The 16,185-nt window shown below is 57.5% G+C and carries 14 protein-coding genes; 10 read left to right on the top strand and 4 right to left on the bottom strand.

Annotated features, from left to right (window positions below; translation table 11 throughout):
* Window positions 1-121 precede the first annotated feature (121 nt).
* The gene (locus BLQ98_RS06695; RefSeq protein ID WP_093732568.1) at window positions 122-1,027 is read right to left on the bottom strand and encodes a LysR family transcriptional regulator; all 906 of its coding nucleotides are present in this window, start codon (window positions 1,025-1,027) and stop codon (window positions 122-124) included.
* Window positions 1,028-1,289: 262 nt separating this feature from the next.
* Between BLQ98_RS06695 and BLQ98_RS06690 the strand changes: the two genes are divergently transcribed.
* From BLQ98_RS06690 to BLQ98_RS06645, 10 genes are all read left to right on the top strand, one after another.
* On the top strand, window positions 1,290-4,706 hold the full coding sequence (locus BLQ98_RS06690) for an indolepyruvate ferredoxin oxidoreductase family protein (RefSeq protein ID WP_093732567.1): 3,417 nt from the start codon (window positions 1,290-1,292) through the stop codon (window positions 4,704-4,706).
* An 88-nt stretch (window positions 4,707-4,794) separates the two neighbouring features.
* The gene (locus tag BLQ98_RS06685; RefSeq protein ID WP_208596029.1) at window positions 4,795-5,694 is read left to right on the top strand and encodes a lysophospholipid acyltransferase family protein; all 900 of its coding nucleotides are present in this window, start codon (window positions 4,795-4,797) and stop codon (window positions 5,692-5,694) included.
* A gap of 12 nt (window positions 5,695-5,706) precedes the next feature.
* Window positions 5,707-6,516, top strand: a complete 810-nt coding sequence (locus tag BLQ98_RS06680) for a glutamate racemase (RefSeq protein ID WP_093732566.1) — start codon at window positions 5,707-5,709, stop codon at window positions 6,514-6,516.
* Between the two features lie 36 nt (window positions 6,517-6,552).
* The gene (gene argC, locus BLQ98_RS06675) at window positions 6,553-7,581 is read left to right on the top strand and encodes an N-acetyl-gamma-glutamyl-phosphate reductase (protein ID WP_093732565.1); all 1,029 of its coding nucleotides are present in this window, start codon (window positions 6,553-6,555) and stop codon (window positions 7,579-7,581) included.
* Between the two features lie 6 nt (window positions 7,582-7,587).
* Window positions 7,588-8,031 (top strand): cytochrome c maturation protein CcmE, encoded by a 444-nt coding sequence (gene ccmE / locus BLQ98_RS06670; protein ID WP_093732564.1) that lies wholly within the window; start codon window positions 7,588-7,590, stop codon window positions 8,029-8,031.
* A 79-nt stretch (window positions 8,032-8,110) separates the two neighbouring features.
* Window positions 8,111-8,722 (top strand): holin-associated N-acetylmuramidase, encoded by a 612-nt coding sequence (locus tag BLQ98_RS06665; RefSeq protein ID WP_093732563.1) that lies wholly within the window; start codon window positions 8,111-8,113, stop codon window positions 8,720-8,722.
* Entirely contained in the window at window positions 8,713-9,288 is a 576-nt protein-coding gene (locus BLQ98_RS06660) for a holin family protein (protein WP_093732562.1), read from the top strand. The genes BLQ98_RS06665 and BLQ98_RS06660 overlap by 10 nt, the downstream gene beginning before the upstream one ends.
* A 92-nt stretch (window positions 9,289-9,380) precedes the next feature.
* The gene (locus BLQ98_RS06655) at window positions 9,381-11,342 is read left to right on the top strand and encodes a heme lyase CcmF/NrfE family subunit (RefSeq protein WP_093732561.1); all 1,962 of its coding nucleotides are present in this window, start codon (window positions 9,381-9,383) and stop codon (window positions 11,340-11,342) included.
* Complete coding sequence (locus BLQ98_RS06650) at window positions 11,339-11,791, top strand: cytochrome c-type biogenesis protein (RefSeq protein WP_093732560.1); 453 nt, start codon at window positions 11,339-11,341, stop codon at window positions 11,789-11,791. Before BLQ98_RS06655 ends, BLQ98_RS06650 begins: the two co-directional genes overlap by 4 nt.
* Window positions 11,792-11,863: 72 nt before the next feature.
* Window positions 11,864-12,640, top strand: a complete 777-nt coding sequence (locus tag BLQ98_RS06645) for an enoyl-CoA hydratase-related protein (RefSeq protein ID WP_093732559.1) — start codon at window positions 11,864-11,866, stop codon at window positions 12,638-12,640.
* A 5-nt stretch (window positions 12,641-12,645) separates the two neighbouring features.
* Here BLQ98_RS06645 and BLQ98_RS06640 read toward each other — a convergent pair whose 3' ends face one another.
* From BLQ98_RS06640 to gltX, 3 genes are all read right to left on the bottom strand, one after another.
* A complete protein-coding gene (locus BLQ98_RS06640; protein WP_093732558.1) occupies window positions 12,646-12,939 on the bottom strand; it encodes a hypothetical protein in 294 nt (97 codons plus the stop codon).
* A gap of 364 nt (window positions 12,940-13,303) precedes the next feature.
* On the bottom strand, window positions 13,304-14,599 hold the full coding sequence (gltA, locus tag BLQ98_RS06635; protein WP_093732557.1) for a citrate synthase: 1,296 nt from the start codon (window positions 14,597-14,599) through the stop codon (window positions 13,304-13,306).
* 114 nt (window positions 14,600-14,713) lie between these two features.
* Window positions 14,714-16,114 (bottom strand): glutamate--tRNA ligase, encoded by a 1,401-nt coding sequence (gene gltX, locus BLQ98_RS06630; protein WP_093732556.1) that lies wholly within the window; start codon window positions 16,112-16,114, stop codon window positions 14,714-14,716.
* Window positions 16,115-16,185 lie beyond the last annotated feature (71 nt).

Below are 16,185 nucleotides of genomic sequence, written 5' to 3'. Positions count from 1 at the left end.
AGGTATGAAGAAGCGGCACGGAGCCGCCCGTCTTCATACCGCTCAATTAAGTGGCGCGAGTGCGTGGATCAAGGCGGGAATCGTTAATCTATGACATGCCCGTTATGCGGTTTTCGCATAGCTAGCGGGATTCCTTCTCGCGCAGCAGTTTGCGGTGGGTGATGATCTCGTCTTGGACAAAATCCTTGAATGCCGCGACGCGTTTGGAAGAACGCAGCTCTTCAGGGTAGGCAAGGAATACGGGCACATCCGCCGACTCGGTCTCGGGTAGCACCTGCACGAGGTCGGGGAAGTCTTGGATCAGATAGTCAGGCAGAACCCCGATCCCGAGATTGTTAATGACCGCTTGGAGCACGCCAAAGTAGTTGTTTACCGTCAGCATCGACCGCACGTCATGCATCATAAGCTGCTGGATCAGGTTCAGGCCCGCGTGCACCTGATTGCTGTCTGTGTTCTGGCATATCAGGCGGTGATCCGACATATCCTCAAGCCGCTGGGGCGTGCCGTTCGCCGCGAGATAGGCGGGTGAGGCATACATGCACATCTTGATCATCATCAGCTTCTTGCGCACCAAATCGGCCTGCGATGGCTCCTTCATGCGGATGGCCACATCGGCTTCGCGCATAGGAAGGTCCAGCACGCGTTCTTCCAGCATCAGGTCGACCTTAAGGTCAGGGTATTTCTCGTAAAGCTTGGGCAGGCGCGGTGCCAGCCACAATGTACCAAAGCCTGTTGTCGTTGTGACGCGCAATTCGCCAAAGACCTCTTCTTCGCTGTCGCGGATGCGTGCCGCTGCGGTATCGAGCCTTTTCGACATTGCGACTGTGGCATCAAACAGCAGCTCGCCTTGCTCCGTTAGGATCAGCCCGCGCGCATGGCGGTGGAACAGGTTGGTATTCAACTGCTCTTCCAGCCCACGTATCTGGCGGCTGACCGCAGATTGCGACAGGTTCAGTTTGTCCCCCGCATGGGTCAAGCTGCCGGCGTCCGCGACGGCGTGAAAAATTCTGAGCTTGTCCCAATCCATGAGGGCGACCTTTTGTGATGTGCGCGCTGTTCGCAAGAGCAGCCATCTTTGCGCGGAATACGGTTTAAAAACAACCCTGCGACAGGGTGCATCGGGGCATATAGGCTTATCTTATCACGGCTAGATCGGGTGAGTGTGCAAAAGATCAAGGGCGCGCGCCCGCTGCATTGCGATCTAGGGGTGGTCACAACGCTAGACAGGTCAGCTTTTGTGACCTAGTGTGAGGGAATAGCTATTGATTGCACGTAGGGGAGGACGCGCTATGGGTACGCAGAAAATTTCACTAACTGACCGGTATGACCTTGAGAAATCGCCAGTGTTGCTGAACGGCACACAGGCGTTGGTGCGCATGATGATGATGCAGGCCTCAAGGGACAAAACCGCAGGTCTAAACACCGCGGGCTATGTGACCGGATATCGCGGGTCGCCCTTGGGGGCCGTGGACTTGCAAATGGAACGCGCCGCCAAGTCGCTGGCCGCGCATAACGTCGTGTTCGAGCCGGGCCTGAACGAAGATCTTGCCGCTACCGCCCTGTGGGGCAGTCAGCAGGCAGAGCTGCGCGGCGAAGGCAAGTACGACGGTGTGTTTGGCCTGTGGTACGGTAAAGGCCCGGGGGTGGACCGCTCTGGTGATGTGATGCGCCATGCCAATATGGCAGGCTCGTCCACACATGGTGGTGTACTGATGGCTATGGGGGATGATCATACGGGTGAATCCTCTACCGTGCTGCACCAGTCCGAATGGGCGATGGTGGATGCCTATATGCCTGTTGTCAGTCCTGCCGGTGTGCAGGAGATCCTTGACTACGGTATTTATGGATGGGCGCTAAGCCGGTTTAGCGGGCTATGGGTCGGTCTCAAGACGATGAAAGACACCGTAGAGGCGACATCGGTGGTGAATGGCGACCCGAACCGGATGAAGCTGGTCACGCCGCAGTTTGATATGCCCGAAGGGGGGCTTAACATCCGTCTGCAAGACACGCCGCATCTGCAAGAGGCGCGGATGATTGACTATAAACGATATGCCGCCGAAGCGTTCAGCCATGCCAACAAGATGGACAAACGCATGTGGGGCAAACGCGGAGCTAAGATCGGCATCGCGGCTGCGGGTAAGAATTGGCTGGATGTGATCCACGCCATGAGCCTGCTCAACATCGACGAAAACGAAGCCGAACGTCTGGGCCTCACGCTCTACAAGATCGGTCAGACCTTCCCGCTGGATATGAAGGGCTTCCATTCCTGGGCCGAAGGGCTTGATCTGGTCATTGTCGTCGAAGAAAAGCGCAAGCTGATCGAGGTGCAGATCAAGGAGGCGCTGTTCTCGGATACGCATCGCCGCGTCTATGGCTGGCACAAAGGCGGTGGTGCCGGGATGGAGCATGGCGAAGAGCTGTTCCCCACCCGTGGCGCGCTGGACCCGATCTGGATCGCCGAAAAGCTGGGCGGTATCTTTATCGAGGAAGGTCGGACGACCGACGGCATCAAGGCCGGTATGGAAGCGCTGGATACCGCGCGACGTGCCGATAACGCCGAAGACATTGCCGCGCGTGTGCCGTACTTCTGTTCAGGCTGTCCACATAACTCATCAACCAAGCTACCAGAGGGGAGCCGCGCCTACGCCGGGATCGGTTGTCACTATATGGTGCAATGGATGGACCGCGAGACAACGGGCTTTACCCATATGGGGGGGGAAGGGGCGAACTGGATCGGTGAATCCAAATTCTCGACCCGCGAGCATGTGTTCCAGAACCTCGGTGACGGAACATACAACCATTCGGGCAATCTGGCGATCCGTGCGGCCATCGCGGCCAAGACGAACATCACCTACAAGATCCTTTATAACGATGCCGTTGCGATGACAGGTGGCCAGCATAACGAAGGCGATCTGGACGCGCCGCGTATCGTGGCAGAGATCAAGGCGATGGGCGTCAAGAATATCGCTGTAGTCTATGACGAGAAAGAGGATGTGGATCAAAAGGCCTTTGGCGACGTGCCCATGTACGAGCGTGCCGATCTACAAACCGTGCAAGAGAATTTCGCAAAGCTTAAGGGCGTCAGCGCAATCGTCTATATCCAGACCTGTGCCGCCGAAAAACGTCGTCGTCGCAAGCGGGGGCTGTTCCCTGATCCCGACAAGCGGGTGTTCATCAATACCGATGTCTGCGAGGGCTGTGGGGATTGTGGTGTGCAGTCCAACTGCGTCTCGATCGTGCCCGAAGAGACAGAGCTGGGACGCAAGCGGGCGATTGACCAATCATCGTGCAACAAGGATTTCTCGTGCGTCAAAGGATTCTGCCCGTCCTTCGTGACGCTGGAAGGGGCCAAGATCCGCAAAGACCCCACGACAGAGGTCAAGATCCCCGACCTGCCCATGCCGACCTTACCTGCGATCAATGGCACGCATAACGTGGTGATCACCGGTGTTGGTGGGACCGGCGTTGTGACCATCGGTGCTGTGCTGGCGCAAGCGGCACAGATTGACGGCAAGGGCGCTGGGATGATGGAAATGGCGGGGCTGGCCCAAAAGGGCGGTGCCGTACATATCCATTGCCGTATTGCGAACCGTCCCGAAGACATCAGCGCCATTCGCGTGGCAACAGGCGAAGCAGATGCGTTGATCGGGGGGGACCTTGTTGTCTCTGCCGGCACAAAGACACTTGGCCTGACGCGCGCTGGGCGGACGGGGGCGGTTGTGAACTCGCATCAGATCATCACGGGGGAATTTACCCGCGATACTGAATTCCAGATGCCGTATGACCGGCTGACCCTCGCGCTTGAAGCGCGGCTAAAGGATGACGTCGCGCTGTTTGATGCCTCTGATCTGGCCAAGGCGACGCTGGGGGATTCGATCTATTCGAACATGATGATCTTTGGCGCGGCTTGGCAGCAGGGGCTAATCCCGCTGTCGCTGGACAGCCTGCAACAGGCGATCACCTTAAACGGTGCTGCGGTCGAACGGAACCTGCGCGCGTTTGAACTGGGCCGTTGGGCCGTGCTGCACCCCGAAGACGCCAAGCGTGTAATGACGCCAAATGTCGTCGCGCTGCCAAAAACCTTGAACGAAAAAATCGCCTTCCGGAAAGACCACCTGACGGCCTATCAGGGAAAGGGTTTGGCTAAACGCTATGGCGCGATGTTGGATAAGATCACGGATGACCGCCTGAAAGAGGCCGTGGCCTTGGGCTATCACAAGCTTTTGTCTTACAAGGATGAATACGAGGTCGCACGCCTGTTGAAATCCACCCGTGCCAAGGTGGCAGAGGCGTTTGACGGTGACCCCAAGATGACCTTTAACCTTGCCCCGCCGATCATGTCGAAGGCCGGCGCTGATGGTCGCCCGATGAAACGGACCTTTGGCACATGGATGGAGGGACCGTTCAAGCTGCTGTCACGCATGAAGTTCCTGCGCGGCACGCCGTTCGATCCGTTTGGCCGCACCGAGGAACGCCGCATGGAACGGTCCTTGATCACCCAGTATGAGGCCGACATGAAGGACGTCCTGCCCAAGCTGACCGAGGGCACCCGTGACGCGATTGTCGCCTTGGCAGAGCTTCCCTTGCAGATCCGCGGCTTTGGTCCGGTGAAACAGGCGAATGAAGCCAAGGCTGCAAAGCGTCGCGAGGAACTGCTGGCGGTGATCCGGTCGGGGGGTACGCAAAGCTCGCGGGCGGCAGAATAGTCTGAATAGTCTGAATAGGCTGTCTGTCACGCGACTGTCATGATCCACTGCTAGAGGGCAGGGCAAAGCCCGTGAAAAGGAACCGACCTTGACCCTCTTGCAGCCCGATCTTCGGCCTCTGACAGCGCGTGACATCAGCTATGCCTATTCCGCCAAGTCGCGGCCCGCGCGTGCCTTCATCCGGCTGATGGAGAATAGCACAGGGCGGTTGGGGCTGATGAAACGTGCCACCGGCTATGAAGACGACATGGCGCGCGGGATCGGCTTCTTTGATGTGATGGTGCAGCGCTATGGGCTGACGCTTGACGTCGTGGGCGGCAGTCTGGCGAATATCCCTGAAACGGGGCCTGTCATCGCGCTGGCGAACCATCCTTATGGTATTCTGGACGGGTTGATGCTGGGGCATATGTTGGCGCGCCGGCGGGACGGGTTCAAGATCATGGCCCATTCGGTTTTTAACCGCGCACCCGACCTGAACCGCCATCTACTGCCGATCAGTTTTGACGAGGACAAGGCCGCGCTGGCGCTGAACCTGCGCACGCGCAAGACCGCGCTGGAGTATTTGGGGCAGGGCGGCGCGGTTGGTATCTTTCCGGGGGGCACCGTCAGCACCAGCGCACGGCCGTTTTCGCGCCCCATGGACCCAGGCTGGCGTAGCTTTACCGCCCGTATGATCGCGAAATCGGATGCCACCGTCGTGCCGATCTACTTTGACGGGCACACCAGCCGCTTATTCCAGATTGCCAGCCACATGCACCACACCCTGCGCATGGGTCTGCTGATCAAGGAATTCCGCAAACGGGTCGACACGCCCGTGCGCGTGGTCATCGGCGAACCCATCGGCAGAAACGTCCTGGACCCCATGGCAAAAGACGCAAAAGCTATGATGGATTTCCTGCGCAAAGCGACGTATGAGTTGTCACCAGGCCCGTCAAAATACTTTGATCTGGGGTTTGAATTTGAAGATCGGCATCGTGCCGACAGGTGACGGCAAGGTGTTATGGCAGTTGGTATTTTCGATTCTGGGCTAGGCGGGCTGACCGTTTGGGATGCCGTACAGGCGCAGCTACCGGATGTGGATTTCGTGTATTTGGCCGATAGCGCCCATGCGCCCTACGGTGTGCGTAATGCGGATGACATCTATGACCTGACCACAGCTGCAACCCAGCGTCTGTTTGATGCGGGCTGCGATCTGGTGATCTTGGCGTGCAACACGGCCTCTGCCGCGGCGCTGCGTCGGATGCAGGAAGGGTGGATCCCGTCGGACAAGCGCGTGTTGGGCGTCTTTGTACCGCTGATCGAGGCGATGACTGAGCGCCAATGGGGCGACAACTCCCCCCCGCGCGAGGTGGATCTAAAGCACGTGGCGCTGTTCGCGACGCCTGCGACAGTTGCAAGCCGTGCGTTCCAGCGTGAACTGGCCTTTCGGGCGATCGGTGTCGATGTCGAAGCGCAGGCCTGTGGTGGTGTCGTGGACGCGATCGAGGACGGTGATTTCATCCTCGCCGAAGCGCTGGTCCGCAGCCATGTGGACGCGCTGAAACGCAAGATGCCCGCGCCCGAAGCGGCCATTCTGGGCTGCACCCATTACCCGCTGATGCAGGAAACCTTTCAGGACGCGCTTGGCCCCGATGTCAAAGTGTTCAGCCAAGCCAATCTGGTCGCCCATAGTCTAGGCGACTATCTAAAGCGTCACCCCAATATGCTGGGCACGGGCGTGGCGGCTTTCCTGACCACGGGCGACCCCAAAAAGGTCAGCAGCCGTGCAACGCAATTCTTGCGACGACCGTTGACCTTCCAGGCGGCCTAACACGAATTTTCTAACACCTTCCAAACGGAACCCGACATGACCCATAATATCGCCATTCTTGGTGCCTCCGGCTATACCGGCGCAGAACTTATCCGGCTAATTGCCGGCCATTCCTCTATGCAGATCAAAGCCTTGGGGGCGAACTCTAAGGCGGGGCAAACAATTGCTGAGGTGTTTCCACACCTGCGCCACATGGATCTACCTGCCCTGGTGACCATTGATGAAATCGATTTTTCACAGATCGATCTGTGCTTTTGTGCGCTGCCGCATAAAACCAGCCAAGAGGTCATCGCGAACCTGCCCCAAGACCTCAAGATCGTTGACCTTTCGGCTGATTTCCGGCTGCGCGATCCTGAAGCCTATGCCAAGTGGTACGGCAATCCTCATGCCGCGCTAGACCAGCAGGAGGAGGCCGTCTATGGCCTCACCGAATTCTACCGCGAAGAAATCAAATCCGCGCGTTTGGTTGCTGGCACCGGCTGCAATGCCGCCACCGGTCAGTTCGCCCTGCGCCCCTTGATAGAAAAGGGCGTTATCGATCTGGACGATATCATACTGGACCTGAAATGCGCCGTGTCCGGTGCGGGGCGGTCGCTTAAGGAAAACCTGCTGCATGCAGAGCTGTCCGAGGGGTACCACGCCTATGCGTTGGGGGGCACGCATCGGCATTTGGGAGAATTCGATCAGGAGTTTTCAGCCATCGCAGGCCGCCCAGTCAAAGTGCAGTTCACCCCGCATCTGTTGCCGGCCAACCGCGGTATTCTTGCGACCGTCTACGTTAAAGGTGAAGCACAGAATATCCACCAGACCTTGGCCGATGCTTATGATGCCGAGCCCTTTATCGAGGTGCTTCCGTTTGGCGAGGCCCCGAGCACGCGTCATGTTCGTGGGTCGAATTTTTGCCATATCGGTGTGGTGGCTGACCGGATTGAAGGGCGCGCAATCGTGGTCGCAGCGCTTGATAATTTGACCAAGGGCTCCAGCGGGCAGGCGTTGCAAAACGCCAATCTGATGCTAGGTATTGACGAGGTCGAGGGGCTGATGATGGCTCCGCTATTTCCCTGAGGTCTCATGAAAAGTCTTAAAAAGCAGCGGCGTATACAGGTTATCGGTGTCGCGGTGGTGGCGCTTGTGCTGTCTACCGCGCTGATTGGATATGCCTTGCGTGATGGGATCAACTTTTTCCGCGCGCCCAGTCAGGTGATCGCAGAGCCGCCCGCCCCGACAGAGGTGTTTCGCATCGGCGGGCTGGTCGAAGAGGGCAGCCTTGTGCGCGGCGATGGCCTGACCATCCGCTTCTCCGTGACCGATGGCGGCGCGACGGTTCCTGTGACCTATAGCGGTGTGCTGCCCGATCTTTTTGAGGAAAATCAGGGGATGGTTGGAACGGGAAGATACATCAACGGAACGTTCGAAGCGACTGAAATCCTTGCAAAACATGATGAAAACTACATGCCAAAAGAAGTCGTGGACGCATTGAAAGAGCAAGGCGTCTACGTGGCCCCCGAGGGCTGATGCGTACGGCGATGCCGGAATTAATTAACATATGAACAGCCATTCTTGCAGGGACAAAATTGTAAGAAGGGCCGATTTGATGCAAACTGTTGAAGAAATTGCCAAGTCCATCGTTGCGCGTGAAGGGGGCTTTGTAAATGATCCAGATGATCCGGGTGGGGCGACCAAACATGGTGTCACTATCCATACAATGCGCCGTCTGGGGCTGGATTTAAATCGCGATGGCGCGGTGAATGTTGCAGATGTTCAAGCGCTTAGCCAGGCTCAGGCGACCGAGATTTTCATCACACATTATTTCCACAAACCTAAAATCGCCCATCTGCCAGAACCGTTGCAGCCGTCTGTTTTCGATATGTACGTCAATGCGGGCGGCAATGCGGTGAAAATTCTTCAGCGATTGTTAAGAGATATGGGGTTTGATGTGGCTGTAGATGGTGCGCTTGGGCCGCAGACCTTGAGTGCGACGGGACACGCTTATGCGCAAGCGCCGGCACAGTTTGTGGACGCCTATGCTGTGGCGCGGCGCAACTATTATTTCGGGCTGGCCGATCAGCGACCGGCAAGTCGCAAATACGCCCGCACGCGGGCTGGCACGAAAGGGGGATGGATCAAACGCGCTGAGGAATTTATGTCCCCGCAGTATCATTTGAGCCCGCGTGACTTTAACGAAAGGGTCGAAGCATGGCGGTGATTGATAAGGCTTTAGGCCTCGTTTTTGGTGATGGCCGGAATGTATTGCGCGATACTGTCGAAGTATTCCGCCAGAATGCCGAAAATACCGCTGCGCGTGATGCGGCCGCGCTAGAGCAGGCGATGGTGCAGTTTGCGGCTGAGTTCAACGTCGCGCCGGTGGGACGTTTTGATCGCATTATGAACGGTGTGAATCGCCTTCCGCGACCGGCCTTAGCGCTTGGAACATTGGGATTGTTCGTCGCAGCAATGGTTAATCCGGTTTGGTTTGCCAGTCGCATGCAAGGCGTGGCGTTGGTGCCCGAACCTTTATGGTGGTTACTAGGCGCTGTGGTATCGTTCTACTTTGGCGCGCGGCATCAGGTGAAAACGCAAGAATTTCAACGCTCTATCGCGCGTACCATAGCGCAGACGCCGGCGGTAATGCGACACATCGAACACTTGAATGTGCTGCAAACTGATGAGGGCCAATTAGAGGCCGAAAACACGATCCCAGTTGTTTCAACGGTGGCCCCGGGGGAAACGGACAACGCTGCACTGGACGATTGGCGCAAGGCTGCGGCCTAAGGCGGGCCCTGCGACGCTTTGCAGCGCACACTGACGTGATTTAGGTGTGAATTCCCATGGCACGGCACCGCGCTCCGCCCTATGGTCGCAGGATGATTACAGAGCTCGGACATTTCGCCCTTATCCTCGCCTTTGGCGTCGCCATTGTTCAAATGGTGGTACCCCTTGTCGGTGCCCATAAACGCTGGCCAGGGTGGATGGCCGTAGCAGAGCCCGCCGCTGGCGCGCAGTTCGCGCTGACATTACTGGCCTTCGGCGCGCTGATGTGGGCCTTTGTAAGCTCCGATTTCTCGCTTCGGCTGGTGGTGTTAAACAGCCATTCAATGAAGCCCCTATTGTATAAAATCAGCGGCACCTGGGGCAATCACGAAGGGTCCATGTTGCTTTGGGTTCTGATTGTCGCGCTTTTCGGGGCCATGGCCGCGTGGTTCGGAGGCAATCTACCTCCAACCTTGCGCGCGCGGGTGTTGTCGGTACAGGCTGCAATTGGCGTCGCGTTTTTTGCTTTTATCCTGTTTACCTCTAACCCGTTCCTGCGTCTTGCTACACCGCCGTTTGATGGGCAGGATCTGAATCCCCTGCTACAAGATCCCGGGCTCGCGTTTCACCCGCCGTTTTTGTATCTGGGGTATGTCGGGCTTTCGATGACGTTCAGCTTTGCCGTTGCCGCGCTGATCGAGGGGCGTATCGACGCCGCGTGGGGGCGATGGGTGCGCCCGTGGACGCTTGCGGCATGGATTTTCCTGACCATCGGTATCGCGCTTGGGTCCTGGTGGGCCTATTACGAGCTTGGCTGGGGCGGGTTTTGGTTTTGGGATCCTGTTGAGAACGCAAGCTTTATGCCGTGGCTACTGGCGGCAGCACTGCTGCATTCGGCAGTCGTGGTTGAAAAGCGCGAGAGTTTGAAAAGCTGGACAATTCTTTTGGCGATTCTTGCGTTCGGCTTTTCGTTGATCGGGACGTTTATCGTGCGATCTGGCCTGCTGACCTCGGTCCACGCGTTTGCGAATGACCCTGAACGCGGCGTCTTTATCTTGATGATCATGGCATTTTTCATGGGCGGCGCGCTTGTACTCTTTGCCGCGCGCGCCCGTGCGCTAGAAGCGAAAGGCGTCTTCAGCATGGTGAGCCGCGAGTCGGCGCTGTTGGTAAATAACGTCTTATTGGCGGTCGCTTGTTTTGTGGTTTTCATCGGTACCATGTGGCCATTGCTGGCAGAAATGTTTTTCGACAGAAAATTAAGCGTTGGCCCCCCGTTCTTTAACGCGGCCTTCACACCTTTCATGGTTATGTTGGGCCTGATCCTACCGATCGGGTCTGCGATGCCGTGGAAACGTGCGATTATTACACGCGCACTGAAACCGCTGCGGTATGTGTTTGTCTTGGCAATTGCGATCGGGGCGCTTGCCTATGCGATACAATCGGGGCGCAGCTTATTGGGGCCGCTGGGGTTGTTTTTAGGAGCCTGGATTGTGATGGGCACCATTGTCGACCTCTGGGGCCGCACCGGACGCGGTGAGAACCGTCTGCGCCGGCTTGGCCGGATGCCGCGGGCAGACTGGGGCAAGATGGTGGCCCATGCGGGGCTTGGCGTCACGATGGCAGGCGTCGCGGGCCTTACCGCGTGGTCTATGGACGATATCCGTGCGGTGCCGCTTGGTGGTTCCTATGACGTGGGGCGCTATACGGTACAGCTGGATGATGTCAAACGCAGTCAGGGGCCAAACTATGTATCGACCACCGGAAGCGTGACACTGCTCCATGACGGGGCAGAGATCGCGCAGCTACGGCCTGAGAAACGGTTCTATCCCGTGGCACAGATGCCCACGACCGAGGCTGCGATTGACTATAACCTGCTGCGCGACGTCTATGTCGTGATTGGGGATGAACAGGCCGGCGGCGGTTGGGTGGTGCGTACCTATATCAAGCCGCTGACCAACTGGATCTGGATTGGCTGCGCTTTGATGGCGCTTGGTGGGCTCCTAAGCCTTTCGGACCGTCGCTACCGTGTTGCGGCGGGGGCCGCAAAAACAAAGCAGGTACCCGCGCAATGAGGGCGCTCGTCCTCGCGCTGATGTTATTGGGTACGCCAGCCTGGGCGGTTCAACCAGACGAGGTGCTGTCTGATCCGGTGTTGGAACAACGCGCTCGGACCTTGTCCAAAGGGTTGCGCTGCCTCGTGTGCCGCAACGAAAGCATCGACGAAAGCAACGCCAGCCTCGCGCGTGATCTGCGTATCTTGCTGCGCGAGCGTTTGGTCGCAGGCGACACCGATGCAGAGGCGGTGGCCTATATCGTTGACAGATATGGCGAGTATGTGTTGCTCAACCCACCGGCGCGCGGATCAACCTGGGTGCTTTGGGCGGCGGGGCCGCTGATGCTATTGCTGGCAGGCGGGGTCGGGCTTGTCTATCTGCGCGGCCGTGCTCGGACACCGGGTGAAGAACAGGCCCCGCTGAGCGCCAATGAACAGGCACGTCTGGACGATATTCTAAAAGATTAACGCGGGGTTTCGCTGGCAGCGCGTCGTCTTATGGGTAAGGTGCAGAGGAATTGTAAATTAAGGACCCGCGCCATGGACTATCAAACCCTGACCTATGACCTCAACGACGGGCTAGCCGTGGTCACAATGAACCGCCCTGACAAGATGAATGCGCTCACGACGCAGATGCGGGCCGAGATCGAACACGCGTTTACCCAAGCCGGCAAAGACGCGCGTTGCGTCGTCATCACCGGCGCAGGCCGTGCATTTTGCACCGGTCAGGATCTGAGCGATAGCACCAGCAAGGGATCGTTGGATCTAGAGCGGACCTTGCGCGAAGAATATGGCCCGATGTTGCAGGCGATCACCAACTGCCCCGTGCCCACAATTGCGGCCGTGAATGGTCCGGCGGCTGGGGCAGGGGCAAACCTCGCACTAGCGACCGACGTGGTCTTTGCGACGGAATCATCCTATTTTCTTCAGGCTTTTACGCGCATTGGATTGATGCCAGACGCTGGCGGAACGTACACGCTGCCCCGTCAAATGGGTACCGCCAAGGCTATGGGCGCAGCCCTGTTCGCCGACAAGATTTCGGCCCGCCAGGCTGATGATTGGGGCATGATCTGGGAAGCCGTTGCCGATGCGGATTTTGACGCGCATTGGCGTGCCAAAGCAGCGCATCTGGCACAAGGTCCGACCAGCGCATATGCGGCTGCAAAAAATGCCATCCGTGCCAGCTGGGACAACACGCTTGAGGATCAGCTGTCGCTGGAGGCACAGGAGCAGGGAAAATGCGGTCAGTCGCGTGATTTTAAAGAGGGCGTGACAGCTTTCATGCAGAAGCGCCCTGCGCGCTTTGAAGGGCGGTAATTCGTCTAAACTGAGCGTTCGACCAGCAACACATCATCGGGGTTGAGGGTCGGACGCGAGGCGCTTGCTACGACGGCGACCGCTATTCCGTCTGCCAGCACGGTATGTACGCTGCCCGACACCTGTTTAACGGTGATCCTTGGCGGCATCTGACCCTTGTCATAAACCACTGCAATCTGGTCGCATTTCTGCTGAGTGTCGTGCACAAAAGACCCCTGCGGTGCCGGGTGGTGCCGTGCGGTTTTGCAGCTGAGACTGGTCGCGTTATCCCATTGTAGTCGGGGCCGAGGGTCCTTCATACGGTGGTCCTTTCCGCATAGGCGGCGCGCGCCATTTGCGCGACGGTGCGTCTGATCGGACGCCTTTGTGATGTATTAACGCTGAACTTGGGGTGATCGCGCCACTTGGTCAATGACGATCGCCGATTATGCGCGGTTTCGAAACAACGATACAAAACCGTCATATTTCAAGCGGGATGGTTTCGAAATACTGAAAAGTCTGTCGAAACAGTAGGCTTGAAAAGGGTGCTTTGATCACATTTGCCCAGATGGTGCCGCTGCGAAACGAATCTCTTTGAGTCGATCCTGTACCCTGTACCCTTGATCAAAAATGCAAAACGCCCCGCCATTGAGGCGGGGCGTTTCAGATCTAACACACTGGAATTCAGCGCTTTTCGATATCGACGTAATCGCGGGGTGTCTCGCCAAGATACAGCTGACGGGGGCGACCGATTTTCAACTGAGGGTCGCTGATCTGCTCTTTCCACTGCGAAATCCAGCCAACGGTCCGTGCCAGCGCAAAGATGGGCGTGAACATCGACGTTGGGAAACCCATCGCTTCGAGGATGATACCCGAATAGAAATCGACGTTCGGGAATAGCTTTTTATCTGCAAAGTACGGATCTTCCAGCGCCTGTTTTTCCAGTTCTTTGGCAACCTGCAGGATCGGGTTGTTTTCCACGCCCAGCAGTTCCAGAACCTCGTCCGCGCTTTCTTTCATCACGGTGGCACGTGGATCGTGATTTTTGTAAACGCGGTGACCAAAGCCCATCAGGCGGAAGGGGTCGTTCTTGTCCTTGGCGCGGGCGATGAATTCAGGGATCCGGTCCGGCGTGCCGATCTCTTTCAGCATTTCCAGACAGGCTTGGTTTGCGCCGCCATGTGCGGGACCCCAAAGGCATGCGATGCCCGCTGCGATACACGCAAAGGGGTTCGCGCCCGAGGAAGACGCCAGACGCACGGTCGATGTCGATGCGTTCTGTTCATGGTCCGCGTGCAGCGTAAAGATACGGTCCATCGCGCGCGACAGGATCGGATCAACCACATAGTCTTCGGCAGGGACGGCGAAACACATGCGCAGGAAGTTACCGGCGTAATCCACATCATTGCGCGGATAGATGAACGGCTGACCGATGGTGTATTTGTAAGCCATCGCAGCAATCGTCGGCATCTTGGCAATCAAACGGATCGTCGCGACTTCGCGCTGGTGCGCATCATTGATGTCGGTGCTGTCATGATAGAAGGCAGACATCGCGCCGACGACGCCGACCATGATAGCCATTGGGTGCGCATCACGGCGGAAGCCACGGAAGAAGTTGATCATTTGCTCGTGGATCATGGTATGGTTGGTGACCAGATCTTCGAACTCTTCAAGCTGGGCTGCCGAGGGAAGCTCGCCGTATAGCAGCAGGTAGCACACCTCAAGGTAATGGGATTCGCTGGCAAGCTGGTCGATCGGATACCCACGGTGGAGCAACACACCTTCGTCACCGTCGATAAAGGTGATCGTGCTGTCGCATGCCGCCGTCGAGGTGAAACCAGGGTCATATGTAAAAACATTCGCCTGGGAGAACAGCTTGCGGATATCCAAAACATCCGGTCCCGCCGATGGGGAATAGATCGGCAGTTCAAAGCTGTTCCCGTCGATGGTCAACGTTGCGGATTTTGTACTTTCGGCCATGAAGTCCCTTCCTATTGTGGTATCGACGCGCGTTATGCCATCGACTGGGGTGGTACCGAGACGGTCCGCCCCTCAGTTATTTCTGTGCATATCAGGAATATGCATTCGCATATTTTAGATAGCTGCATCGTTTAAGCGGGCAAGGCTTTCGTCGCGCCCAAGTACCAGCATCATATCGAAAACTGATGGGGTTGCCGCCCGCCCGGCGAGTGCTGCGCGCAGCGGCCCCGCCAATTTGCCAAATTTGGTATCGTGAGCGGCAGCAAAGCCGTTCAGCGCCTCCTCCAGCGTTTCTCTGTCCCAAGTAACATTCTGCAACTGCGGCGTCAATTCAGTCAGCATACCACGGGATACATTGTCCAAGTGCTTTATCGCCTTCTCGTCCGGTTGAATGGGGCGTTCGGCGAGGATAAATTCAGCCTTTTCAAGCAGATCAGGGAATTTCTTCGCGCGTTCTTTTAAGCAATACATGGCCCGCTCCAACCCGTCCGCTTGCGCAATTGTGAGCGCTGGCAGCCCGGCTGCGGTCAAATAAGCCTCGATCTCGTGCCGCAATGCAGCATCATCCGCCGCGGCAATATGCTGACCACAGATGTTTTCCAGCTTTTTCAAATCGAACTGCGCGGGGCTTTTGCGGATACCGTCCAGATCGAACCAGTCCTGCGCCTGTGCGTCGGTAAAGAATTCGTCGTCGCCATGACTCCACCCCAGACGGGCGAGGTAATTGCGCATACCGGCGGTAGGAAAGCCCATGGCCTGATATTCCTGCGCACCCAAGGCACCGTGACGTTTTGACAGTTTTTTGCCATCCGCGCCGTGAATCAGCGGGATGTGGGCCCAAACCGGTACGTCCCACCCCATGGCGGTATAAATCATCATCTGACGCGCGGCATTGTTCAGGTGATCATCCCCGCGAATAACATGGGTCACGCCCATGTCGTGGTCATCAACAACAACGGCCAACATGTATACGGGGCTACCGTCCGAACGTAACAGAACCATGTCATCAAGCTGGTCGTTCCCGATCACCACGTCACCCTGCACCGCGTCGCGGATGACAGTTTCGCCGGTTTGTGGGGCTTTGATACGGACGACATAAGGGGCGTCGGGATGCGTCTCGGGCGCGGCATCACGCCAAGGTGATTGGTACAGGATGCTGCGCCCCTCGGCCTTGGCCTGATCCCGGAACGCGGCAATTTCTTCTTGCGAGGCAAAGCACTTATAGGCCTTTCCTTCGGCAAGAAGCTGCAGCGCCACCTCGGCATGGCGGGGCGCATTTTCGAACTGGCTGACCACATCGCCGTCATGGTCCAGACCCAGCCACGCCATGCCCTGCAGAATCGCTTCGGTCGCTGCGGGTGTGTGGCGCTGGCGGTCGGTGTCTTCGATGCGCAGCAGGAACTTGCCGCCCCGTCCGCGCGCATAAAGCCAGCTGAACAGCGCCGTCCGCGCGCCGCCGATGTGCAAATAACCGGTAGGAGACGGGGCGAAACGGGTAACGACGGGCGTTGTCATGGGCGGAGGATCCTTTGCAGCAGAAGTTCACGGAAAACGCCCGTTCGGGGTGCCGTTTATCATTTGCTAAC

It is taken from the genome of Sulfitobacter litoralis (assembly GCF_900103185.1).
In the GTDB taxonomy this organism is placed as follows: domain Bacteria; phylum Pseudomonadota; class Alphaproteobacteria; order Rhodobacterales; family Rhodobacteraceae; genus Sulfitobacter; species Sulfitobacter litoralis.
This window is presented reverse-complemented; position numbering and strand designations above follow the sequence as displayed.